This is a genomic window from Anabaena sp. FACHB-595, assembly GCF_048568275.1.
In the GTDB taxonomy this organism is placed as follows: Bacteria; Cyanobacteriota; Cyanobacteriia; order Cyanobacteriales; family Nostocaceae; genus Trichormus.
In genome coordinates, this window is record NZ_CP183473.1 from 472,322 (window position 1) to 496,380 (window position 24,059).

Consider the following 24,059-nt stretch of genomic DNA (forward strand, 5'->3'; position numbering starts at 1 on the left):
TGGACTATGAAGGGAATTTACTTTTTGATGGCGATGGGCTACGCCCTACCGCAGGCGATCGCAATCATCGCTTCCAGTGTATCCTGAGCAAGAGGCGTTAAAATAAACACCTCTTGCACTGTTTTACCCTGTCGGGCAATAATTTTATAGCCACCACGAATAGGTACAGATATACGCAGTTGCATTTTGGGGGAGTGGCCTTTAACTCTACCAATAACCCCTGGTGTGATGGTTTGAATGCCATCTTGTTGACACAGGCGTTCTAAAATAGGTATCAGGCCGGGAATGTGGGTAGAATGATTCCAAACTAATCTACCATCCTTTTTACGAGAGACAGGCTTTTGGTGGTCGGAGGAGGATTTACCCATGATAGTTAAGCCGCCTCTAGGGGAGCCATTGTTAGCCCAGCCCGGCGCAATTGTTGGTGATACAATTCTGCGGGTTCTTGCGGCCCTACCCAAACGATCGCTTGTCCCTCATAATGTACTTGATTAGTCAAATCCCAAGCTAAATCGCCAGTCATACCCGGAATATACTTCACCAAACACTCCGCAACGTGTTGAAAAGTATTAAAATCATCATTTAACACAATCACCTTGTAATTGGGATAAGTCTTGCGGACAGTTTGATTAGACCGTTCAGGAGTTACAGTTGGTGCTGTACTCATGGCGTAAACATCTATCGAAAGTTTTGTAACCATAGAACAGTTAACCAGAGAAATTTTACAAAACTAAACTACAACTAAATAGTTTAGTCCATTGTTAGTGGTCAGTGGTGAGGCAGTGCGTTGGGAGGGTTCCCCGACTTGTAGCAACTGCCTGTAGCGCAGCGTTAGCGTTCGCGCAGCGTCTCGTAGAGAGGAACGAGCGTCATCCGTAAGGGTTAGTTGTCGGTTGATAGTTGACAGTTGACAGTTGACGGGGTGGAATCTTACCGCCAATTCTCCCAATTTTGATTAAAAATGGAAGTATCTGGGAAAGCTGTGGGATTGCCGTTTTTTTCTAATAAACGTTTGAGGGCTTGCAGTTGAGGTTCTGATTTGGGTAAATCGTCTACTAATTGGTAAGGTGCAACTTCATTTTTTAAAGAGAAAGCGGCTACAGTTCCCGCCGCCGCACCAGCAGACCATTCAAAGGAATGTACTCGATAAGCTGCGGCTGCAATGTGGCTAGTGGCAATACTTTTACCCCCGACTATCAAATTATCGATTTTTTGAGGAATCATGGCTCTTAAGGCAATTTGGAAGGGATAGGCTTGTCCTGCACCCCGTCGTTCCCCCGGACGTTCTCTATTTCCGGGTGCTTCTGGTGGACTTTTCTCCATACAGGGATGAAAATCAATGGCGTAGTGACCAATACCGACAGCATCAGGGAAAATGGTGGAACGAGTCCGCCGCATCGCTTTATCGGGGGAAACTTGACCAGAAATCACTGAAGTTGCCTCTAACCCTGCTAATGTCGCTCTCAACTGGCGATACATATCGGCTGGCAAGGTTTTGCGGTAGTATTCATCGTTATAGTTACGGCGAGAAATATCAACTTCCCAAATAGTGAAACCTGTGGGTTGTCCCCAACTGGGGCGGCCGATGATGCGCCTTCCTTCCCGCATATAAGGATATTTCGATAAGCCATGTGCTGTCCCCATAGGGGAGTCTAACCCGGCTAAAAAGCGATTATTAGTTTGGGGACGCTTCACACCTTGACCTAATTGGGAATCTGTGGTTCCCGCTACTAACCAGTAATAGTAAGAAAAGGCTTTTTCTTCAGCTTTGCGGAGGCTTTCGGTTCGCAGTCCCCCCATCCAACCACCTGGTTTTAACTGTCCTGTTCCTTGTAGCTGTTGGCGGGTGTAAACTAGGTTATCTTTGGCAGTACCGGGGCGATAGTCGTTACCCCAAGTCCAGTTCTGCATGGAGATATCCCCTGGTGTGGGGGCAGAAAATCTCACGCCGTTGAAATTTACAGGTTCTCCCTTCGTTGGACTCCAAATGCGGCGGTAGGTAAAAACTAAGCCAAAGTCAGCTAATCTTGGTAATTCGTAGCTGAAATAGGGCGAATATTGTAAATAATATGGCGGCATTTTCTGGGGTTGTGCTTCCTTGGTAGCCTCCATTGCAAAGGTGTAAGTAAAGCCTTGGGTACAATAGGGGTCATTTTTGGCGCTGGAGGAAGAAGGTTCCAGAAAGGAACGGGCATCAATACCTAAGCGGTAAGGGACATCAGCCAGGGCGATAATTTCCCCGGTTTCACTGGCATCTACGATGTACCATTTAGGACTATTTTCCTTAGTTTGTTGGGGAACTAGGCGAATAATATTTTTGGTAAACCGGGATGAGTTGCTATAACGATAGGCATCGTCAATGGTTTGTGATAGGGTAAAGGTGTTGAGAGGTGGTGAGCCTTTGACTGGTTGATGTTGAATAGCGATCGCGCTATTAATTAATTTACCCTGAGAAATTTCTAAATCTTTAATTACTGTGTTGGGGAACCACTCTAACTTACCCTTACCCCGCCTTTCTGCATCTTTGAGCAATTCCACCATCACCGTATGGGCATCACGGGGCAAAAAACAGGAATCACTCACCCAGCAGTCTCCGGGATTGAGCTTACCGTATTTTTTCTGAATGCGATTACGCAATTCCAAATAGCCGCGAGAATAGAATTGACGTTGGCTTTGGGTAGGTCGTTCATCTAAAGCCGAGGTTCCTTGAGAGGAAATCTGTCCACCCAACCAATCAGTAATTTCTGTTAGGCAAACTCTTCTACCAGCCAATAAACCTTCATAAGCTGTAGCAACCCCAGAAAGTCCGCCACCCACCACTAAAATGTCACAGTTGACAGTTTTATCTGGGTTTCTCGGTGGAGCAGCGACAATTGCAGAATTAGGTATCAGGTAGCCAGAGATTAAGCTGAGACTGATGAGTGATGTCTGGAGACAGGCTACTTTATGTCTGCGCTTCATGATATGAGGACTCTTTCTACTCTTGTGCGAACTTGTAGACGTTACCATCTTCTAAAGGTTCTCTACAAGACGGGGTAGGGAGCAGAGAGCAGGGGGAGAAAGATTTTCAGCCTTCTTTACTTTCATTCACGCAGTTTGGTTTTATTACACTGACTTAAGTAGAACGACCTGAAAAAACCAAATATGTTAAATAATATACAGAACTTATACTTAATTCTTGGAATACACGTAGGGGAGCCACTGCGTTGGACGGGTTTCCCGGCTTGGAGCAAGTGGCGTTGGGCATTGCCCACCGGCTCATGGTTTTGGTGGGCAATGCCCACTCTACAGATTTAGTTTGATTGTGACATTTGCATACACCCTATCTAATTTCTAGTACCTTTTTAAACTTTGACAATAGCAAACAGACAAAACCAACCACTATTAATGACAATGAATAAGTCGGTTCCGGTACAGACTGAGGATTTGGTACAGGCTCATAAGGCGACTGATTTATAGGAATACTACTGAGTAAATTTACAAGCTGCTCAATATTACTGGACAAACTATTATTATCTGTACCATTATCTCTCGCAAGAATAAGTCGGTTAAATGTTTGGGTTTCTTCTATCTCCAAATTGCCTGTTAACCCAATGAAATCTTGACCTATTCTTCCCACCACAGAGTTAATTATATTATCAATTCCATCTCTAGTCCCTTGGACAAAAAAATCTGAATTTTCAAAATTATTACCAAAACCAATATTTGTATTATCGCTATCTATTAGCCAGTTACCATTACCAACAACTGTGTTATTATTGGTAAAAATCCAGTTGCCATTACCAAGAATTGTATTGTTAGTACCGAAGTCCCAGTTACCATTACCAATGGTTGTATTATCAGTACCGAAATACCAGTTACCATTACCTAAAGTTGCGTTATTATTTCCACTATCTAAATACCAGTTACCATTACCAATTGTTGTATTATCACTGCCATAATGCCAGTTACCATTACCTAAAGTTGCGTTATTATTTCCACTATCTAAATACCAGTTACCATTGCCAATGGTTCTATTATCACTACCAAAGTGCCAATTACCATTACCTAAAGTTGCGTTATTACTGCCATCATCCCAGTACCAGTTGCCATTACCAATGGTAGTGTTACTACTCCCGAAAAGCCAGTTACCGTTACCAACAGTTGTATTATTAGTGTTAAAATTCCAGTTGCCGTTACCGATAGTGGCGTTGTCACTACCAAAATCAGAATTAAAATTACCAATAGTTGCGTTACTATTACCAAAGTTTCTATTACCATTACCAATAGGTGAATCGCCAATTACAAAAGGATTACTACCCCCTGTAAATGGATTATTAGATTCATCACCGAGAATTAATTGCAAGCGGTCAAAAATTAATTTTTGAAGCTCAATTCCGCCATCACCAGCAAAGGGATTGATACCATTTCCGGGAAGGTTGCTATTACTATTTTGTGTATTTTGGCTGATAATTCTGAATAGGTATTGAAAGGGTGATGTAGTGGGATATTCCCTTGGAGTGGCTTCGCCAACGCTCGGAGATAATTGTTGAGATGAATTATCACTACTAGAGCTATCAACTAAGTTAAAAATAGAATCTTCCATTAGAAATATTCTCTTATTTTTAATTTCAACATTTACGGAAAAATACAGATGAACACAGATATCTTTTTGCTGTTATTCTGCGTCCATCTATAAAGTTTTTTTGGATAAGTTTAATAATTGCTACTACTAAAGACTAGGCAAAGGGATTGCTACCGCCCGCGAAAGGATTTTCTCCACCTGCGAAAGGATTGCTACCGCCTGCAAAAGGATTGCTACCGCCCGCAAAAGGATTGCTACCGCCCGCAAAGGGATTGCTACCACCTGCAAAAGGATTGCTACCGCCTGCAAAAGGATTGCTACCGCCTGCAAAAGGATTGCTACCGCCTGCGAAAGGATTGCTACCGCCTGCGAAAGGATTTTCTCCACCGCCTGCGAAGGGATTGCTACCGCCTGCAAAGGGATTACCACCACCGGTTAAGGGATTGCTACCGCCTGCGAAGGGATTTTCACCACCGCCTGCGAAAGGATTGCTACCGCCTGCAAAGGGATTGCTACCGCCTGCGAAAGGATTGCTACCGCCTGTTAAGGGGTCGCTACCACCTGCAAAAGGATTGCTACCGCCTGCAAAGGGATTACCACCACCGGTTAAGGGGTCACTGTTATTACCCTGATTGATAGCAGTCCAAGGGTTAACGCCACCAGTCAATGGACTAGCGGGAGCATTGGGATTGCCAAAGTTAGAGAAAGGATTACCGCCGGCTGGTGCGCCACCGCCAGTTGGTGCGCCACTACCACCGAATGGGTTGTTACCGCTACCACCAACAGCTCTACCAAAAGCCTGGATGATTGTTTCTTCGGTGACACCTGGGATATTTAATAAAGCACCAAAAGGTGATTGTCGAAGTAAACTACCGAGTTCGTTAGTAGAGGAATTACCACCACTATTATTTGAATCAGGCATGAGAAAACATCCTCCTAGAGTTCGGATCAAAGTTTTGTGAGTTATGAAAATTTAGTAGGCAAAATCCAACTAATACCAATTCGCAATTCGCAATTGAGAAATCCTGACTTGACAAGGGTTTTTGGATTTGAATCTGTTTCAAGATTTTCGTGAATTGGTATAAGTTACAGACTCATCTTGTGTTTTTTCTTGCCAAAGCTTGATACTGTCCTATTAGGTTTATTAAGTTTTGACAGCTATATTTATTAGCTTGATAATCAATAACTTTTGCCTAATTAATCAAGCTCTTCAATGATTAACCATTATTAATGTATGTATTTTTCTTGAATTAAGCAATGAATAATATTTAGTTTTATTACTTTATGAATATCCTATTTTTAGGGAATTAAAAATGATTATCTATGTACATGAATTAGCGCATAATTGTTCAGTATAAATCATGCGCTGATATGTCCCTCTATCCTTTTGAGGTTCAAAATTAATTGATTAACTTACCGCTAAATAACACTAGCTAAAACAGGTTGAGGCCAGCGTCCAACTACTTTACCAATGACTGACATTTCTTGAGCTAATCGGTCAAATCTCTCGAAAGTTAAAGATTGGGGACCATCAGATAAAGCTCTGGCAGGATTGGGATGAACTTCTATCATTAAAGCATCTGTACCGGCTGCGATCGCAGCTGCTGCCATTGGTGGCACATATTCAGATTTACCTGTACCATGACTAGGGTCTATCATAATGGGTAAATGAGTGAGCGATCGCAATACGGGAATCACAGATAAATCCAAGGTATTCCGCGCATATTTACTATCAAAAGTTCTAATTCCCCGTTCACACAAAATCACGTTAGAATTGCCCGAAGCCATGATATATTCAGCAGCCATTAACCACTCGTCAATAGTTGCAGCCATCCCCCGCTTGAGTAGCACTGGTTTATCTTGAGCGCCGACTTTTTTCAACAAGGCGAAGTTCTGCATATTCCGCGCACCGACTTGAATCACATCGGCTACCCTTGCCACGGCTGCTAAGTCGGCAGTATCCATAACTTCAGTGATGATACCTAAACCTGTCGCCTCACGCGCCGCCGCTAACAAACCTAATGCACTTTCGCCATGTCCTTGGAAAGCATAGGGAGAAGTCCGGGGTTTATAGGCTCCACCTCTGAGAAACTTAGCGCCAGCTGCTTTTACACACTTGGCTGTCTCCACAATCATTTCCTCATTCTCCACGGAACAAGGCCCAGCCACTACAACTATTGGATGATGTTCACCAAAGTAAACACGCTCGTTTGGTGTATTGACAATTACCTCGCTGGCTTCTCCATAACGAAATTCTCGACTCACCCGCTTGAAAGGTTTCTGCACTCGCATGACTTGTTGAATCCAAGGGCTGAACTCTTGAATCTGCAATGTGTCGATAGTGGCGGTGTCACCGATGATTCCCAGAATCACTTTATGTTTGCCGATGCTCTTTTCTACTTTGACTTCCCAAACTTCACTTAGACCTTCGCTGATGCGAGTAATTTCTTCAGCAGGTGTACCATTTTTAAGTATGACAATCATTGTTGTTACCTTGTATATGTGTTTAGCGTAGAAATTCAGCAAGTTGTTCTAACTTTGTCCAAGCCGCGCCACTTTGCAGCACTTCTCTGGCAATAGCTATACCTTTGACACAACCTTCTACAATATCTGTCGTGGTAATCGCCTCACCAACTTGCAATGCTAAGGCTGTATTTAAAGCGACTACATCTTGTTGGGCTTGAGTCCCTTTACCTTGGAGGATTGCCTTCAAAATTTCGGCATTTTCCGCCACATCTCCACCGCGTAATACTTCAGTTGGGGCGTGATTTAAGCCTAGTTCTTGAGGATTAAGTGCAAGACAACTGACTTTTCCATCTTGGAGTATGGCTAAATCGGTCACATCTGCTAGTCCAGCCTCATCTAAGCGTTCCCTTCCGTGGAGAGCGATCGCTTTTCGACATCCCAAATGAGATAATGCTAGGGCGATCTCTTCGATTAATAAAGGGTCATTTACACCAATAATCTGTCCAGTGGGACGCAGGGGATTAACTAAAGGCCCCAACAAATTAAAAATAGTCCGCACCTTCAGAGTTTTGCGTAAAGTCGCCACTGTCTTCAGTGCTGGATGCCAACCAGGGGCGAATAAAAAGGTAATTCCCACCTCACTTACTGCGGCTTGTACCTTATCTGCATTGGCATTGAGATTAATTCCCAAAGCTTCCAACACATCAGCCGAACCAGTCTTGCTAGAAGCAGAACGATTCCCATGTTTGGCAACTTTTACCCCGGCTGCCGCAGCCACAAAAGCCACAGCAGTGGAGATATTGAAAGTAGATGCACCATCACCACCAGTTCCGCAAGTATCAATAAGGGGAGTGGGGAATGGGGAATGAGGAGGGGAGTAAGAGGACTGGGATTGCAGAACCCTGGCCATGCCCACTAACTCTTCAGATGATACGCCTTTAGCTTGGATTGCGGCTAAGATTGCGCCTGAGAGGACTGGGGGAATGGTATCTGTGAGCCAGCCTTGCATTAAATCTGTCGCTTGGGCAACTGTTAAGGATTGGCGTTTGAGCAATTGTTGGAGTATGGCTGACCAGTCGTTGGAGTCGGGAGTAACTGAGATGTTATCAAGTGGAGTTTGAGTTACAGCTACCATATTAGTTAATGGTTAATAATTAAGGACTTTGGCGACGGTTTGCACATCTTTATCACCTCTGCCAGAACAGTTGATGACAATGCGAGGGCTACCATTGAGTTGGGGACAGAGAGTTTCTAGGTAAGCGATCGCATGAGATGTTTCTAATGCGGGTATAATCCCTTCTAGTCGGGAGAGTTGTTGAAATCCATCTAAAGCTTGTTTATCAGTCACGCTGTAATATTCAGCGCGTCTTATATCTTTCAAATAACTATGCTCAGGCCCTACACCCGGATAGTCTAGTCCAGCACTAATTGAGTGAGCTTCAATGACTTGACCATCCTCATCTTGCAATAAGTAACTCATTGCACCATGCAAAACTCCAACTCTACCTAGTGTCAAGGTGGCAGCGTGTTTATCTGTGTCTACACCTTCGCCGGCGGCTTCCACACCAATCAGACGGATGGAAGGCTCATCTATAAACTCGTGGAACAAGCCAATGGCATTGGAACCACCACCCACACAAGCCAGTAGAATATCTGGGAGTCCTCCCCATTTTTCTTGACACTGGACGCGGGTTTCTTTACCGATAATGGCGTGGAAGTCGCGGACAATCATCGGGTAGGGATGGGGGCCAGCCACAGAACCAAGGATGTAATGTGTGGTTTCTACATTTGTTACCCAATCTCGAATTGCTTCTGATGTTGCATCTTTGAGGGTTCCTGTACCCGCTTCCACTGGGCGAACTTCCGCCCCCATCAACTTCATGCGGAAAACATTTAGGGCTTGTCGTTCCATATCGTGGATGCCCATGTAAATCACACAATCCAACCCAAAACGCGCACATACAGTTGCAGTTGCTACACCGTGTTGACCTGCCCCTGTTTCGGCAATGACACGCTGTTTACCTATGCGTTTGGCGAGTAATACTTGAGCCAAAGCGTTATTAATTTTGTGTGCGCCTGTATGATTTAAATCTTCACGCTTTAAGTAAATTTGCGCACCAGTTCCGTCTGGTCTGGCGTAATATTCTGTTAGGCGTTCAGCAAAGTACAATGGGCTAGGTCTGCCTACATAATCACGCAGTAAGTTTTGTAATTCGGTTTGATAGCTGGCATCGTCACGGTATTTTTGATAAGCGGTTTCTAATTCGCCTAAAGCTGGCATCAGGGTTTCAGGTACATACTTACCGCCGAATTTACCGAATCTGCCTAGTGCATCTGGGCGTGCAAGTTGGTTTTTAATTTCTGGAGTGCTTACCACTGGTTAAAGTCCTTTTACATGATGATGATTTTTCACGCAGAGATGGGGAGAGTCTAAACTCTAGCCTCTACACGGGTAATAGCTGTCTTGAGTTCTTGGCAGAGTTTTTCTACCGCTTGTAATCCTTGGCTTGGGCTACCTTCTGCGAGGCGTTTGACAAAAGCACTACCAACGATGACCGCATCTGCACCCCATTCTTTAACTTGACGGGCTTGTTCTGGTGCGGAGATACCAAAGCCTACGCCGATGGGTTTATCTGTGACGTGGCGTAAGTCGGTAATTAAGTGTTGTACGCGGTCTTGGATTTGGGAACGGATACCTGTAACGCCTGTGACACTTACTAAATAAATGAATCCTTGTGATTGACGTGCGATCGCTTCAATCCTATTCTGAGAACTAGTAGGAGCAACCAGCAAAATCACCTCAATACCAAAATTAGCAGCAGTTTTAATTAATTCTTCCGCCTCTTCTAAAGGTAAATCTGGCACTACTAGACCCCGCACCCCAACCGCCGCAATTGTTTCCAAAAACGACTGAATCCCACGATGTAAAATTGGGTTGTAGTAAGTGAATAAAATTATCGGTGCTTGCAGACTGGGAATAACTGTTTCCAGCATCTCCAAAACTTGCTCTAATTTCGTTCCTCGCTGCAAGGCGCGGGTTGCTGCTGCTTGAATCACAGGCCCATCTGCCAAAGGGTCAGAATAGGGAACACCCAATTCGATAAAATCAGCCCCATGACGATCTAAAATGCGTAAAGCCTCGGCAGTAGTTTGTAAATCAGGGTCGCCAGCAGTGATAAAAGGAATCAACGCACACTGTTGACGTTGGCGTAAAGATTGAAAATGGTCAGAAATGGTAGGCATTTAGGTAGGGGTATAGGGGTATAAGGGTGTAGGAGTGGAAAGAAGAATAACAGTTAACTATTGACCTCAATGGCTATTTTGCCGCGTATACCTTGGCCTCCTTCCTCAAGTTTTTTATGTGCTGCTGCTAATTGATTGAGGGGATAAGTGATGCCAAAGATGGGTTTGATTTGACGACGTTCAATTAAGCTTCTTAAAGCATTCAGCTTGGAATGAGTGTCGTCTAGGTGTACAAAATGGATAGTAATATTTTTAAAAATGGCGGTGTTCAGGTCGCCTGTAACGCCCGTTATGGTGACAGCCCGACCGTTTTCCTTTGTTACTAGTAAACTTTTGGCTAGGGTTTCACCAGCAACAGTAGTAAAAGTTATATCAACGCCTGCGCCACCTGTTTCCTGCATAATGATGTTTGTAAAATCTTCGTTGCGGTAATCAATGGCTCTATCTGCACCAATGGACTTAACAAAATCGATATCATAACCGCCACAGGTCGTATAAACATAAGCACCAGCCGCCTTGGCTATTTGGATGGCGAATGTACCTACACCTCCTGCACCGCCATGAATTAATACCGTTTCACCGACTTGAAGATTGGCTCTGGTGATGAGTGCAGCCCATGCTGTACCCCCGGCTACGGGTACGGTAGCTGCTTCTAGATGAGATATGTTGTTGGGCTTTTTGGCAATCATCGACGACGGAAAAGCGTGGTATTCTGCATTAGCACCGCCGCCTAATTCATGGGGGATGGCATAATAAACTTCATCACCGACTTGAAAATCTCTGACGTTTTCGCCAACTGCTTCAACAACACCAGAAACGTCAAAACCGAGAATTGCTGGTAACTGAACCCTGGGGCCAAAAAATCCTCGACGCATTCCACAGTCTGCTGGGTTAACCGAAGTTGCATAAACCTTGACTAAAACTTCGTTGTTAGCTGGTGTTGGTTTATTAACTTCAACTTCTGTAAAAACTTCTGGGCTGCCGAAGTTAGCGATCGCCATTGCTCTCATATAATTACCTTAAAGCAACTAAAACATCATTATTCTCATCTCTTGTTCATTAATGTCTCCCGCTAAAGGCTGCTTTCTACTCTCGTCAGAAAAGGGTTAAGGGGGAAAGCATAATGTATTTCGCTTATCCTTCCCCTTGACCTAACCTCTGCAAGAAGTCTCTACTATGTCTTTGTGGTTCAAAAAGACACAAAATATTTAAGCTACTAACAAACTACGTGTTGCTTCTTCAACATCAGTTTGTTTAACTAAAGACTCTCCCACCAACACCGCACGCGCCCCAACTCCAGCAACGAAGGATAAATCAGCAGGTGTATAAATTCCCGACTCACTAGCAATTGTGAGATTCAAGTTTTCTATTTCTTGCTGTCGCTGGCTTAAAAGCTGTTGTGTGATTTTTAAATCAACTGTAAAATCTTCCAGATTGCGGTTGTTAATTCCCAACAAACGTAAGTCTTTCAGTTTTAACACTCTATCCAGTTCGGCTAAGGTATGGACTTCTACTAGTGCAGTCATCCCCAACTCATGAATCAATTTTAAAAACTCTTGGAGTTCTTCATCTGAAAGGATAGCTGCAATCAACAATACCGCATCTGCACCGAAAGTCCGTGCGAGATATATTTGGTAAGAGTCAATGATAAACTCCTTACACAATAAGGGTAACGAGACTTGCTGACGCACCAAGCGCAGATTATCAAAACTACCTTGAAAGAACTTCTCATCAGTAAGAACAGACAGACAAGCTGCACCACCTTTTTGGTAAGATTGAGCGATCGCCACTGGATCAAAATCTAACCGAATAATCCCGCGACTCGGTGATGCTTTTTTTACTTCAGCTATTAAACTAGGCTTATGAGAATTATCTTGCAAAGCCTTCAAAAAATCTCGCACGGGCGGCGCAATAGTTAACTGCTGTTGCAGTGTAACTAAAGGTAATTCCTGTTGTAATTGCGTAACTTCTTGTTGTTTATGCAACACAATCTCTTGAAGAATGTGGCGAGGCGGGGCAATTTGGTTAGTCATAGATGGGAACTGTTGACTGTTGACTTTGTGTATATTTTTGCACCACATTTTTGATCATCATTAAACCAACTTCTCCAGCTAGAGTCATGATTGATTCTGGATGAAACTGGACGGCGGCGATAGGTAGTGTCTGATGTTCAATCGCCATAATCACCTCATCATCAGAAATCGCTGTCACCTTCAGTTCTTTTGGTAAGCGTTGTGATAGTGCAAATAATGAATGATATCTCCCGACTGTAAAAGATTCGGGCAAATCTTGAAACATCACAGAATCGGGTGCTGTAACAAAAATCCGCGAAGATTTACCATGTTGGGGATAATTCAATACTCCCAATTCTCCACCGAAAGCTTCCACAATACCTTGCAGTCCTAAACAGACACCAAACAGAGGTATTTGGCGACGGACGCAGGCGGCGACGGTTTCCTGTACTTTAAATTCACTCGGTCTACCGGGGCCAGGAGATAATACTACTAAGTCTGGGCGTTCTGTATCAAATAGGGATTCTGAGAAGCCGTGACGCAGTGTGGTGACAGTTGCACCAGTGGAACGGATGTAGTTAGCTAGGGTATGAACAAATGAGTCTTCATGGTCAATTAGTAAGATGTGTTTACCTGATTGTCCATCGGGAAGATATTTGCTTAACTTTCTAGTACTAGATTCTTCAATCTGTGGGTCTATTTGTTTAGCACGCCGAATCGTTTCAAAAGCAGCCGCAGCTTTAGTGATGGTTTCTTGTTCTTCTGCTTGGGGTATGGAGTCATACAGTAGAGTAGCACCAACTCGCACTTCAGCAATTGAGTCTTGCAATCTGATTGTCCTTAAAATTAACCCAGTATTTAAATTCCCGTTAAAATTCAAATACCCAACCGCGCCACCATACCAACGTCTGACGCTGCGTTCGTTCTTTTCGATGAATTGAATAGCAGCCCTTTTCGGTGCGCCTGTGACTGTAACAGCCCAAGTGTGACTGAGGAAAGCATCTAAAGCATCAAACTCTGGTCGGAGAATGCCTTCTACATGGTCTACCGTATGAATTAAGTGGCTATATAATTCAATTTGCCGGCGACCAATCACCTTGACTGAACCGGGTTCACAGATGCGAGACTTATCGTTACGGTCTACGTCAGTACACATAGTCAACTCTGCTTCGTCTTTGTGGGAGTTGAGTAACTGACGAATCTGCACAGCATCATCTATAGCATCATGCCCTCTAGTAATAGTGCCACTAATAGGACAAGTTTCTACACGCCTACCTTCCACCCGTACAAACATTTCTGGTGAAGCGCCAATGATGTATTCTCCACCAAGATTAAAAATAAATCCATAGGGACTAGGATTTATTTGTTTTAAAGTTTCAAATAGTTGGCTTGGTGGTGCTTCGCAAGCTGTGAAAAAATTCTGACTGGGAACCACTTCAAATAAGTCACCCCGACGGAAATAATCAAGGGCAAATTCTACTAGTTTGGCATACTCACCTATTTTATGGTCAGCATTTTGAGGAGGTGTTAAACATTGACCTCGATAATCAACAGATTCTCCCGTGCGGGGCAAATCATAAGTACTACCATGCGCTGTGATGAAGTCATACTCTAGCCGAAATGCTTGTTGTTGATAGTAGTCTACAACTATCAATTCGTCGGGTAAATATAGAACTAAATCTCGTTGGTCTTGTGGACGTTCTAAGCATTGGGTTATTTGCTCAAATTGGAAAACTAAGTCATAACCAAACGCACCATATAATCCTAAATGTTCGTCTTCTTGACTAGAGAAGATATGTAGTATTTCCCGAATAACCGTAAATGTAGAAGGTTGTTTACTACGTTCTTCTTCGGCAAAAAATTCTGGTGTAGATTTAACTAATCCAGTAATTTTATGATGATGTTCAGTGAGTTTCTGGAGTTGTTCTGATTTTGATAAACACTCAAAGATCACTGGTAAAAGTACATAGCCACGCTCATTTAATGCTGTGAGAGTAAAAGTATTTCCGCTTGTGGATAATTCTACAGGTGGATTAACAAAACCAATTGCCCATCTTTTATATCTTCCTGGATATTCATAGCTACTAGTCAGCAATCCACCACGCTGAGAGTTTAAGTAGAAAAGAATCTCTTCTAAAGCTGTCTCCATTTTAACTTGTGTGATGGAGCGAGAGACACGCACGTTACCATTAGTTCTGTAGCTGTGGGAATCGGCAATCATAAATTATCTCTCTAGAATATTTACTATTCAATTATTCAAGAAATCTGTCACTGCTAAAAAATAACTTTTTGCAGTAGATAAGTTGTAATAATTAGGTGCTATGAAAGTTCTACTAATACAGGATTATTTTCCGAGCTTATGAAAATACAAATATTTTGTGACTTCTTGTTATAGCCTACTAAACATCAATCATTATTTAAATGAAATATCTTTAGATTGGGATGGCAATTTATTAGCTTTTATACAATTTAATTTCCATATTTACTGAATAGCTTCTTGCTCTTTTCCGCATCTAACTAAAGCAAGATATATTTATAAGCAGTTAACTGTCAACAGCCAATACGAAAAGATGTACAAGTTAAATGCACGACATCTGATTACTATTTACCATGAGATGTTTGAGAATTAACTGGTAAACATCAGTGGCGGAAATTGCCGTAGAATCAAACAAGTGAGATTGTTGAGTAATTAATAATGGGCTTTGAGATGGAGAAGGAGGAAGACAGCCGTGAGAACCTTTGACCAGTTCAGCATCTAAAGGAATGATATCCATCAAGTAACGAAAACCGAGTTTTTTCTGCAAAAGCTTAGTAGCAATTTTAACTTGAGGTAATTTGATTTCTGGGTCGAGGAAAAGTTCTACAGGGTCGTAACCGGGTTTACGGTGAATATCTACAGTTTTGGCAAAATCGGGAGCGCGACGGTCATCAAGCCAGTAATAATAGGTAAACCAAGCATCTGGTTGAGATACTGCAATTAACTCTCCGGCGCGGGAGTGATTGAGATGATAGTAAGATTTTTGCGTCTCATCTAAAACATCAGCAATCCCATCTATATTTTCGAGGAGCGATCGCACCTGGGGAATATAATAGGGATCATTGACATACACATGAGCTACTTGATGGTCAGCCACAGCAAAGGCTTTACTAGCGCCAGCATCTAGTAATTCTCGTCCCAATTCTTCCCTGATTGTGAGTAAGCCATGTTCTCGCAAGACACGGTTAATATGTATGGGTTGGGAGACTGAGGTAATCCCATATTCAGATAAAACAATGACTTGAGCGCCTCGATTTTCATAGAATTGGATTAAATCGCTACAAATAGCGTCAATTTCCTGTAAATCCTTGGCTATTTTGGTGATATCAGTCCCATACTTTTGTAGACAGTAGTCCAGATGGGGTAAATAAACTAGTGTCAGCGTGGGGTCGCAACGTCCATCAAGAAATTTTGCTGAGTCTGCAATCCATTGGGTGGAACGAATTGAGGTATTTGGCCCCCAGAAGTTGAACAGAGGAAACTGACCTAGATCAATTTGTAGACGCGATCGCAAGTTTTCTGGTTGACTATATATATCAGGTAATTTTCTGCCATCAGCCGGATACATCGGTCGGGGAGTCACCGAATAATCCACTGAGGAATACATATTGTACCACCAGAATAAGTTGGCACAGGTAAAATCAGAATCTATCTCTTTGGCAATTTCCCATACTTTGGGTGCTTGAATGAGTTTGTTAGACTGTCGCCAAAATTTAATTTCACACTCATCACGAAAATACCAACCGTTAGCAACGATTCCATGTTCATCAGGTGATTTACCTGTGAGATAGGTTGCTTGCGCTGTACAAGTTACAGCAGGTAACACGGGTGTAACAGTGGCAATTTTTCCTGTAGATGACCACCGTGAAAGAAAGGGTGTATGTTCACATATAAGTTTCGGTGTTAATCCGACAACGTTGAGAATAACAGTTTTTTGCATGGAAACTTCTAATTTTTAAATCTGAAAGGCAAAGTAACGCTGTAGACGCTTTTGCGGCTTGCCGCAGGCTGGAAAGCGCAAAGTAACGCTAAGGGAAAGCCACTAGTTGCTTTAGTAATAATTTGTTCATTACCCACTCATATTCACGTTGGATTGAGGCGGGTAAGTTTAGTTTCATTTCATCGGGTAGGACTTCCCAGGTGTAGGTTTCAATTTCGAGATGGTTGCAAAAGTGGTGATGTTGCAGCAAATCCAGTACATTTACAATGTCATGTTGAGTTGACTGCAATAGTTGGTAGTCACTCATGAAAATCGGGACGTGAAAGTGTATCCGCCACTCTTTATCTGTGGTGTTTTCTAGGTTAGGTAAGGCGGTTTCTAGGTCTTGATAGTGAATTAGTCTGTTGTTGCTTGTGCGTCCTATTACCTGATGTAAATATGTAGACTCAGCAAAGGGATGTAATCTCTCTATTAGTAGACGACGCTTTTCTATTGCTGTGGGTATCTTTACCTGTAATGCTGCACTAATCTGGATTTTGCCAATTTTAATTCCCGCCGCTTTAAATTGCAGTAGCACAGAAAGGGGGTCTTCATATTCCACAGCAAAATGGCAGGTATCGTAACAAATACGCAGATGATCTAATATGTAATTTTCTGCTAGTTCTTGTGTAATTCCCAATTGCTTGATTAAATAAGCGCCAGCAACTGGTAGTAGATACATCTGGAAAAAATCAACTACTTCAGCCGCATTTTCGAGTAATCCATCTGGTTCCGGTTCTAAATTCAGGTGTAAGATTTTTCCCTGTTCAACTCGGATGCGTACCATCTGTTCTACTACTTGTGCTATCTGCTGACTCGCATTCAGCATCACCGATGCTTGAGCAAGTTGATTTCCCTCGAACCAAGGCTTATAAGATAACGGTAGTGTAGAAATACTGCCTTCCATCCCCGGCGGTAATAATTCTGCTAAAATCTGCATTAATTGCAATGTATAGTCCAAGCGTTTCTGCTCAGACCAATCTGGCGCATAAACTAAGTCTTTGACTACTTGCCAGTGAAATTGTCCATAAGGAAAGCCATTTAAGGTAAATACATATAGGTCTTGTTCAGCCAACCATGACTTAAACCCAGTCAAGGTATTCCCTTGGAGTAATTCCCTAGCAGCTACCTCTGCTAAACGTAAACCCACACCAAACTTTTTTTCTGGTGCTAATCGTGCTTTTAGGGGGGGAAGATATTGCTTGAGGTTAGCAAAGACTTTTTCCCATTCTTCGCCGGGGTGAATGTTAGTACAGTAGGTTAGATGGAGGTTGTTATTGCTTTCGATTTGCATCTTTACTGATAATGGGTGTAGGGGTGTAAGGGAAAGACGTTTACGTATTTGACTCACTGTTACCGATGTCTACAAGTATTTCCCAAACTGATGTACAAGAGAAATTGCTTGTTGGTACAAAGACATATTGACTTCGTGGACTTCGACTCCTTTCCCGATATGTTGTAAGAGAGTCAAGGTTAATTCACCGCCCAAGTGTTCACGAAATTCAGTTAAACCTGCAAATAGAGATGATGTTGCAGCTAGTTCTGGTACATACAGCTTGAAGCCCAGCCCTGCTAATGTATTTAATATTTGTTGCCACTCTGCATAAGTTAACCATCCCAGCAGGTAAGAATAGGTACTATCTAAAGCAATACCAATAGCTACAGCTTCACCATGACGTAGATTATAATCTGTCAACTGCTCTAGTTTATGAGCTGCCCAATGTCCAAAATCTAGAGGACGGGATGAACCTTTTTCAAAAGGGTCGCCACCAGCAATATGTTCCAAATGTAGCTGGGCGCAACGATAGATTAGCTGTTGCATAGTATCCATATCGCGGCGGACAAGGGCTGTAGTGTGTTCATGGATAAAATCAAAGAAACCCACATCCTTAATTAATGCAACTTTTATAGCTTCAGCAATTCCACAACGCCAATCGCGATCGCATAATGTACTCAAGAATGCAGAATCATTGATTACCGCATAAGGTGGGGCAAATGTACCTAAAAAGTTCTTCTTACCAAAAGCATTAACACCATTTTTCACCCCGATACCGGAATCATTCTGCGCTAAAACCGTTGTCGGAATCCGAATCAATCTCACTCCCCTATGTGCTGTAGCGGCTGCATATCCTATCAAATCCAACACAGCACCACCCCCAATTCCCAACACATAGGAGTGACGACATATCCCCGCCGCTTCCACCAATTGATGAATTTTATTTAACAACAGAGGGTCATTCTTCACCGCTTCTCCACCAGGAACAACTATTGGTTCGACAGCCAGAGTTAACACCTCAGCATAGAACTTTGCATAGTTCGTAATTTGCTGGAGTAAATCCGGCCAGAACTCCAACAATCCCCCATCTACCACCGCTATGATTTTCTTTGGTTTCCTTTCCCCATCGAAAGCAATAACCTGTGCTAAAGTAGCATTTTTTAAACTAAACAAACTATCAGTAAAATAAATTTCATAATTAAAACTCACCGCAAAATTTTGACTAATAGACTGTACATCAAACTGAGCTTTTCGTTGAACATCAAACATCATATATAATCACTTCCAAAATTCCATATAAACAAGCAAATATCCTCATCAACCCTCAGCGCCCCTCCCTTCGGGTTCACCAGTCGCCTGCGGAGGGAAACCCTCCCGCAGCGCTGGTTCACCGCGTTAACCTTAGCGCCCCTCCGCGTTAAAAACTCATCCCTTAACCTCAGCAATTGGATAAGAAAAAATAACCTTATTTTCCTCAAATTCCCTAATTAAACCCTCCCTATCTTTCTGCACCACCAACTTAGCCAAACGACCATAAGTATCAGCTAAATCATTAATTGTCTGACATCTTTCCTCAGTAGCTAACATAATGTCAACACATAAACTAGGACTCTGACGAAATAAGCGTTTGATAATTTCAATTTCTTGACGATAACTCGGAGATGACATTAACAAACTACGTTCTAAATCAACATTCGCTTGAGCCAAGAAAACCCCAAGGCTAAACCTACAAAAATGCTGCGTAGCTTGAATAAACACCATCATTTCGTCATGTTCTTCTGGTGTGCAAGTAATTAACTCACCACCTTGAGTTTCAATAAAATCTAATAACCATTGAAATGCTTCATCATTCCGACCAGGACACACCACTACCTTTTGTCCAGAAAAAGAGGTGACACTAGGCCCAAACATAGGATGTAAACCCATCACAGCACCATTGTGATGTGTCAACATAGCTTGAGTTGGCTGAGTTTTAATACTTGTAATATCACACAAAGCCGTATTTACAGAGAGGTATTTTGCTGTACGTTTGATGACATCCAATGTATATTCAATAGGAACAGAAACTATCACTAAATCTGCCTGACTTAATAATTCCTCTGCATCGTCCCAATCTTGTTGTCCTAAAGCACTAACTTTATGACCCACAGCCACAAGTTTCTCAGCGAATAACTTGCCCATTCTTCCACGTCCACCAATAATAGTGATATGTCGAGCTTTGACATAATTTATTGATGGAAACTTCCGGTCAAGTGAAGATTGTAAAGTCATTTTCCCAGTCTCTAATTTTATATATTAAATTTGCATAAGCTAGGGTTAAGTCACAGCAAAAATTCGAGACAAGATCATAGAAATTGGTAAAAGACCTAGAACTAGTAACCCATAAGGTAAACCAGCAAAACCCGCAGCTATGGTACTATCTAAAACGATTAAAAATAGCACCCCTGTTTTAACAGCAATCCTGATTTGTTCTGGCGTAGGTTGACGCGCAGCTTTGATAAATGGAATTAATACTCGGATAGTCAACAATATGAGGAATGGTAAAGCCGTGAGGACTTGATAATTTGTCAGTAATCCTAAACCCAAAAGCCCGAAAATAACTGCTACTATCAATAACAATGCTGTTATCCCCGTACTCAGTTTTCCGCCATGTACTTCACCCCTACTCAAAGCGGTGATGGCAGCAATGTAAACTATGGGAATCAACGCGAGAAACCAATATTCACCTATCAAGCTTGGGACAACACTCACCCCCAACAACAAGTTACCACCCCGACAAAATCCCATGTTAATGGGGCCGAAAATTGGTTGGTGTTTCCCAAAAGCATCATACAATAATGCGGAGGTAGCGATCGCCAGAGCCAATACCATACTCACCCACGAAACCTGCACCGCCCCCACCACACCCAAAATCAACAGCGAACTTCCCAATAAACTTGCCCCAGTCCGAGATACCCTACCACTAGGAATCGGTCTTTCTGGACGTTCTTGGGCATCTAGTTCAGCATCAAAGACATCGTTAAATACAATACCGCCGCCATACAAGCCTGTGGTAGCTAGTAGTAACCATAGTAATGGTACTATGTCAACTTGTATAAAATATCCCGAAGCAGCAAAGCCAGCCATGATGTCTGCCCAGGCGGTGATAATATTGGCAGGTCGCAATAATTGCAGATATGCCCACAAGGAACGGGTGTTTAGGGTTGCGGTGTTCATGATTTTACTCACGCAGAAACAGAAGTGATACCAATTCAAAATTCAAAATACCCTACGGGTTCTCCGCAGGAGTACAAAATTCAAAAATCTAGATTTTGCAAATGTTTCTGGGTTTAGCTCTGTATCAGAATTTTAGTGAAATGGTATTAGAGAGATTTTTAGATAATGAGTTATTCAATCAGTGCATATTCATGACGCGACTCTACCAATGGTTCTTGTCCTCTGAGGACGGAATTATCACTAAATTTTTGTCTTTGGTCGATTGGTGGGAGGTTTAGCCAGTCGGATTCTCGCATTTGACCGCTTTGGCCATAGGCTGAAAGTGCATTCTCATAACAGACTTTTTCCACATCCGCTTCAGAAATACCTCGTTCCAGCATCAGTAAAGCTGTTTTAGGTACAGCTAAGGGGTCACTCACTCCCCAGTCTGCACTACTGTCTACAATGATCCTATTGCTCCCATATTGACGGACAATTTCTACCATGCGAGCATTGCCCATTTTGGTATTTGGGTAAATGGTAAACGCTGCCCAAAAACCTCTGTCTAGAACTTCTTTGACTGTTTCTTCGTTATTGTGGTCTACAATCACCTGGGAAGGTTTTAACCCATGCTCAATGCAGACATCCATACTCCGGCTTGTACCCGCTTTTTTATCTCGGTGTGGTGTATGAATCATCACCAAGATATCTAATTCTCTCGCCAGTTCTAGTTGCAGGCGAAAATACTTATCTTCGGCAGGTGTCATATCGTCATAGCCAATTTCCCCAATAGCCACTACACCTTCTTTACAAGCATATAAAGGCAAAAGTTCCATGACTTGCTCGGCTAAGACTTCGTTGTTAGCTTCCTTAGAATTTAGTCCAATTGTGCAGTAATGTTTAATACCAAACTGTGAAGCTCTAAACCTTTCCCACCCAACCAAACTGCTGAAATAATCTTGAAACGAACCAACATTAGTACGCGGTTGTCCAAACCAAAAAGCAGGCTCAATCACCGCCACAATTCCCGACTGACGCATCTTTTCATAATCATCAGTGGTACGCGAACTCATGTGAATGTGAGGATCAATAAACATCATATCTTTAGTAATAAAGTTGTTCATAACTTTGATTTTTTTGGAGAATTGCAGGAAAATAACTATTGACTATTGACTTTTTTTGAATTTTGAATTTTGAATTTTGAATTGGAGCAAAGCGACTTGACACACTCCACCAATTGCCACAGTTCAGACGAAACTGGACGGTTTGCACTCTGGCGTTCCTGAGCATAATCAACTAACATCCTCGCTAACTCACTGTTAGCACGCACATCTAAACCCTGAATTAAATGCAGAGGACTACCCACAAATAACGCTTTCAACACCATCTGATTCCATGCCAAAGTATCAAAATACTCTGCTGCATAAGGATTACGTAAAGCCACAGCGTTAAATACTGCTGTCATATTGCTACGCACACCTTCCGCCGCCCGTTTTTGCCATCGTTCTGGATAAGCTAATAGAGGTAAGGCTTGATAAAGTGCAACTAATTCGCTAACATCTGCCGATATGAATACTTGCTCTAAAGTGTGTAAATATTTTTCTGTATTATCTTGTGGCAACGCTAAAACTAATATTGTCCGTGCAGCTTGCTCTACACTCCAATGACCAGGAAACCAACCTGTATGTAGTGCTGAAGCTGCTTTTAAATCCTCTGGTGTTAGTTGCAATTGGTCTTTAGTCACATAACGAGACACCATACTAAACGCAGTGAAAAATTCTCGTCCAGTGACACTATTTTTAATTTGTTCCTTTTTTTCATCAAGCCAGATAATAGTTTTTTTATCTACCACTTGTGAAATCCAGTAACGTAATAAACTACTAATACTAGTTGTTTTTATAGTAATTAAAGCAGACATAATTTTAATTTCCATTTATTTATTTGTCTCTGTGGATAAATCAATTTTTAAACCACAGAGACACAGAGAAATAATCTTGATAAGCCTAGATGATAGACTTTTGTAATCTTCTATCTAAACTAATGCTTGACTTGCGCTGTCTATTTTTCCGTAATTTTGTCACAGTAAAACCTAATCCCAACAAGCCTAAACCCAACATTGAAGTAGGCTCAGGTACTTGAGTTCTGCCTTCTACCGCTAACACTTGAACACGACCTTGGAAGAAATCGCCTACATACACTTTGCCATCATCGTAATGTAACCCAGCAGACCAGTTAAATCTGCCTGGTGTTAAATCAATAGGAGTACCATAAGGAGTAGTTCCGCCAAGTGCTGGAGGTGTAGGTGGTGGGACAATTTCACCAGCAGCATTGCGGGTTGGTTCGCCAAAGGTAGTTAGGAAGTTACCGTCTTTATCAAATACTTGCACACGACTATTTTGAGAATCTGCGACATAGATATTTTCGTATTCATCTACATCAATACCGATTGGTTCTCTAAATTGACCGGGTGCGGAACCTGTAGAACCAAAGGCAAATAAGAAGTTACCATCTGGGTCAAGAACTTGGACGCGACCATTGTATTGGTCATTGATATAAATTCTGCCAGTGTTGTCAGAGATGATTAAGCCTCCAGGCCCGGAAAATTGCCCATCTCCACTTCCAGGACTGCCAATAGTTCTAATTTCTACCCCATCTGGGTTATATACTTTGATGATATCTGCACTAAAGTCAGTTACATACAAATTACCAGCTTTATCAAAATCCATTCCTCCAGGGCCGAAGAATAATCTATCCTCTACAGCCCCACTAAATGAACCATAAGATGTCTTAAAATTACCTTGGGCATCGAAAACATTAATCCGACTGTTGAAAACATCACCAACGTGTAAATCACCTGTGATGGGATTAAATCTGAGGTCTGCTGGCTCGTCGAACTGTCCAGGGCCGCTACCTGTGCTACCAATTGCTCTCAGAAAGTTACCTTGACTATCAAATACATCCACACGGTCAATACCACGACCGTTACTAATAAAAATATTCTTAGTAGAGTCTTGTACCCCTATACCTTGGGGAACCGCCAATGTTCCAGGGACACCAGGAAAGTCACCGTTCACAAAAGTAGCAGGTCTACCAATACTACTTTCGTATTTTAAGGTGACAGCTTTGGCTTCGCTTACGGCTGCTAGTGTCATCAATCCAGCACCCACAAGTGTGATTGAAAATTTTGTTAATAGTGCCATCACAATTAAGCTCCGGGATTGAATGTAATTTGGTCAGATTTATACAGGTTTTTCATCAGGATGAGGGAGATGAGAAATAAGTTCTCA

20 protein-coding genes are annotated in these 24,059 nt (G+C 42.4%); all 20 read right to left on the bottom strand.

All coding sequences use genetic code 11. The features are described from left to right. Positions 1–38 precede the first annotated feature (38 nt). Complete coding sequence (locus tag ACN222_RS01995; protein WP_010994579.1) at positions 39–368, bottom strand: DUF2103 domain-containing protein; 330 nt, start codon at positions 366–368, stop codon at positions 39–41. 5 nt (positions 369–373) lie between these two features. Then, a complete protein-coding gene (gene clpS / locus ACN222_RS02000; RefSeq protein WP_010994580.1) occupies positions 374–700 on the bottom strand; it encodes an ATP-dependent Clp protease adapter ClpS in 327 nt (108 codons plus the stop codon). Between the two features lie 230 nt (positions 701–930). Continuing rightward, the gene (locus ACN222_RS02005; protein WP_044520608.1) at positions 931–2,961 is read right to left on the bottom strand and encodes an FAD-dependent oxidoreductase; all 2,031 of its coding nucleotides are present in this window, start codon (positions 2,959–2,961) and stop codon (positions 931–933) included. Between the two features lie 361 nt (positions 2,962–3,322). Then, positions 3,323–4,585 (bottom strand): hypothetical protein, encoded by a 1,263-nt coding sequence (locus ACN222_RS02010; RefSeq protein ID WP_010994582.1) that lies wholly within the window; start codon positions 4,583–4,585, stop codon positions 3,323–3,325. A gap of 133 nt (positions 4,586–4,718) precedes the next feature. Next, complete coding sequence (locus tag ACN222_RS02015; protein ID WP_010994583.1) at positions 4,719–5,486, bottom strand: hypothetical protein; 768 nt, start codon at positions 5,484–5,486, stop codon at positions 4,719–4,721. A 497-nt stretch (positions 5,487–5,983) separates the two neighbouring features. Continuing rightward, positions 5,984–7,048: a 3-deoxy-7-phosphoheptulonate synthase gene (gene aroF, locus ACN222_RS02020; RefSeq protein WP_010994584.1), complete on the bottom strand. Its 1,065-nt coding sequence runs from the start codon at positions 7,046–7,048 to the stop codon at positions 5,984–5,986. Between the two features lie 22 nt (positions 7,049–7,070). Beyond that, positions 7,071–8,165: an anthranilate phosphoribosyltransferase gene (trpD, locus tag ACN222_RS02025; protein WP_010994585.1), complete on the bottom strand. Its 1,095-nt coding sequence runs from the start codon at positions 8,163–8,165 to the stop codon at positions 7,071–7,073. 12 nt (positions 8,166–8,177) lie between these two features. Beyond that, a complete protein-coding gene (gene trpB / locus ACN222_RS02030) occupies positions 8,178–9,407 on the bottom strand; it encodes a tryptophan synthase subunit beta (protein ID WP_010994586.1) in 1,230 nt (409 codons plus the stop codon). Positions 9,408–9,460: 53 nt separating this feature from the next. Further along, entirely contained in the window at positions 9,461–10,273 is an 813-nt protein-coding gene (gene trpA / locus ACN222_RS02035) for a tryptophan synthase subunit alpha (protein WP_010994587.1), read from the bottom strand. Between the two features lie 53 nt (positions 10,274–10,326). Continuing rightward, positions 10,327–11,283, bottom strand: a complete 957-nt coding sequence (locus ACN222_RS02040) for a zinc-dependent alcohol dehydrogenase family protein (RefSeq protein ID WP_010994588.1) — start codon at positions 11,281–11,283, stop codon at positions 10,327–10,329. A 198-nt stretch (positions 11,284–11,481) separates the two neighbouring features. Then, positions 11,482–12,306 carry an indole-3-glycerol phosphate synthase TrpC gene (gene trpC / locus ACN222_RS02045; RefSeq protein WP_044520611.1) on the bottom strand — a complete coding sequence of 275 codons (825 nt, stop codon included), beginning with the start codon at positions 12,304–12,306 and terminating at the stop codon, positions 11,482–11,484. Continuing rightward, entirely contained in the window at positions 12,299–14,506 is a 2,208-nt protein-coding gene (locus tag ACN222_RS02050) for an anthranilate synthase (RefSeq protein WP_010994590.1), read from the bottom strand. Before ACN222_RS02050 ends, trpC begins: the two co-directional genes overlap by 8 nt. Positions 14,507–14,864: 358 nt before the next feature. Next, complete coding sequence (locus ACN222_RS02055; protein ID WP_010994591.1) at positions 14,865–16,262, bottom strand: alkaline phosphatase family protein; 1,398 nt, start codon at positions 16,260–16,262, stop codon at positions 14,865–14,867. A gap of 88 nt (positions 16,263–16,350) precedes the next feature. Then, complete coding sequence (gene eboE / locus ACN222_RS02060; RefSeq protein WP_044520613.1) at positions 16,351–17,595, bottom strand: metabolite traffic protein EboE; 1,245 nt, start codon at positions 17,593–17,595, stop codon at positions 16,351–16,353. A 69-nt stretch (positions 17,596–17,664) separates the two neighbouring features. Further along, positions 17,665–18,849: a 3-dehydroquinate synthase gene (locus ACN222_RS02065; RefSeq protein WP_010994593.1), complete on the bottom strand. Its 1,185-nt coding sequence runs from the start codon at positions 18,847–18,849 to the stop codon at positions 17,665–17,667. A gap of 153 nt (positions 18,850–19,002) precedes the next feature. Continuing rightward, positions 19,003–19,848, bottom strand: a complete 846-nt coding sequence (gene tyrA / locus ACN222_RS02070) for a bifunctional chorismate mutase/prephenate dehydrogenase (RefSeq protein WP_010994594.1) — start codon at positions 19,846–19,848, stop codon at positions 19,003–19,005. Between the two features lie 45 nt (positions 19,849–19,893). Beyond that, positions 19,894–20,793: a UbiA-like protein EboC gene (eboC, locus tag ACN222_RS02075; protein WP_044520615.1), complete on the bottom strand. Its 900-nt coding sequence runs from the start codon at positions 20,791–20,793 to the stop codon at positions 19,894–19,896. 170 nt (positions 20,794–20,963) lie between these two features. Further along, positions 20,964–21,896: a TatD family hydrolase gene (locus tag ACN222_RS02080; RefSeq protein ID WP_010994596.1), complete on the bottom strand. Its 933-nt coding sequence runs from the start codon at positions 21,894–21,896 to the stop codon at positions 20,964–20,966. A 35-nt stretch (positions 21,897–21,931) separates the two neighbouring features. Continuing rightward, a complete protein-coding gene (locus ACN222_RS02085) occupies positions 21,932–22,690 on the bottom strand; it encodes an EboA family metabolite traffic protein (protein ID WP_044522701.1) in 759 nt (252 codons plus the stop codon). A gap of 85 nt (positions 22,691–22,775) precedes the next feature. Then, the gene (scyF, locus tag ACN222_RS02090; RefSeq protein ID WP_044520616.1) at positions 22,776–23,972 is read right to left on the bottom strand and encodes a scytonemin biosynthesis PEP-CTERM protein ScyF; all 1,197 of its coding nucleotides are present in this window, start codon (positions 23,970–23,972) and stop codon (positions 22,776–22,778) included. Between the last annotated feature and the right edge of the window lie 87 nt (positions 23,973–24,059).

Bases quoted from the DNA above. Each gene is read 5' to 3' on its own strand.
- trpC (WP_044520611.1), bottom strand. From the start codon at position 12,306: ATGACTAACCAAATTGCCCCGCCTCGCCACATTCTTCAAGAGATTGTG.
- trpD (WP_010994585.1), bottom strand. From the start codon at position 8,165: ATGGTAGCTGTAACTCAAACTCCACTTGATAACATCTCAGTTACTCCC.
- ACN222_RS02040 (WP_010994588.1), bottom strand. From the start codon at position 11,283: ATGAGAGCAATGGCGATCGCTAACTTCGGCAGCCCAGAAGTTTTTACA.
- tyrA (WP_010994594.1), bottom strand. From the start codon at position 19,848: ATGACTTTACAATCTTCACTTGACCGGAAGTTTCCATCAATAAATTAT.
- eboE (WP_044520613.1), bottom strand. From the start codon at position 17,595: ATGCAAATCGAAAGCAATAACAACCTCCATCTAACCTACTGTACTAAC.
- ACN222_RS02005 (WP_044520608.1), bottom strand. From the start codon at position 2,961: ATGAAGCGCAGACATAAAGTAGCCTGTCTCCAGACATCACTCATCAGT.
- ACN222_RS01995 (WP_010994579.1), bottom strand. From the start codon at position 368: ATGGGTAAATCCTCCTCCGACCACCAAAAGCCTGTCTCTCGTAAAAAG.
- eboC (WP_044520615.1), bottom strand. From the start codon at position 20,793: ATGAACACCGCAACCCTAAACACCCGTTCCTTGTGGGCATATCTGCAA.
- ACN222_RS02065 (WP_010994593.1), bottom strand. From the start codon at position 18,849: ATGATGTTTGATGTTCAACGAAAAGCTCAGTTTGATGTACAGTCTATT.
- aroF (WP_010994584.1), bottom strand. From the start codon at position 7,048: ATGATTGTCATACTTAAAAATGGTACACCTGCTGAAGAAATTACTCGC.
- ACN222_RS02050 (WP_010994590.1), bottom strand. From the start codon at position 14,506: ATGATTGCCGATTCCCACAGCTACAGAACTAATGGTAACGTGCGTGTC.
- clpS (WP_010994580.1), bottom strand. From the start codon at position 700: ATGGTTACAAAACTTTCGATAGATGTTTACGCCATGAGTACAGCACCA.
- ACN222_RS02085 (WP_044522701.1), bottom strand. From the start codon at position 22,690: ATGTCTGCTTTAATTACTATAAAAACAACTAGTATTAGTAGTTTATTA.
- scyF (WP_044520616.1), bottom strand. From the start codon at position 23,972: ATGGCACTATTAACAAAATTTTCAATCACACTTGTGGGTGCTGGATTG.
- ACN222_RS02010 (WP_010994582.1), bottom strand. From the start codon at position 4,585: ATGGAAGATTCTATTTTTAACTTAGTTGATAGCTCTAGTAGTGATAAT.
- ACN222_RS02080 (WP_010994596.1), bottom strand. From the start codon at position 21,896: ATGAACAACTTTATTACTAAAGATATGATGTTTATTGATCCTCACATT.
- trpA (WP_010994587.1), bottom strand. From the start codon at position 10,273: ATGCCTACCATTTCTGACCATTTTCAATCTTTACGCCAACGTCAACAG.
- ACN222_RS02055 (WP_010994591.1), bottom strand. From the start codon at position 16,262: ATGCAAAAAACTGTTATTCTCAACGTTGTCGGATTAACACCGAAACTT.
- ACN222_RS02015 (WP_010994583.1), bottom strand. From the start codon at position 5,486: ATGCCTGATTCAAATAATAGTGGTGGTAATTCCTCTACTAACGAACTC.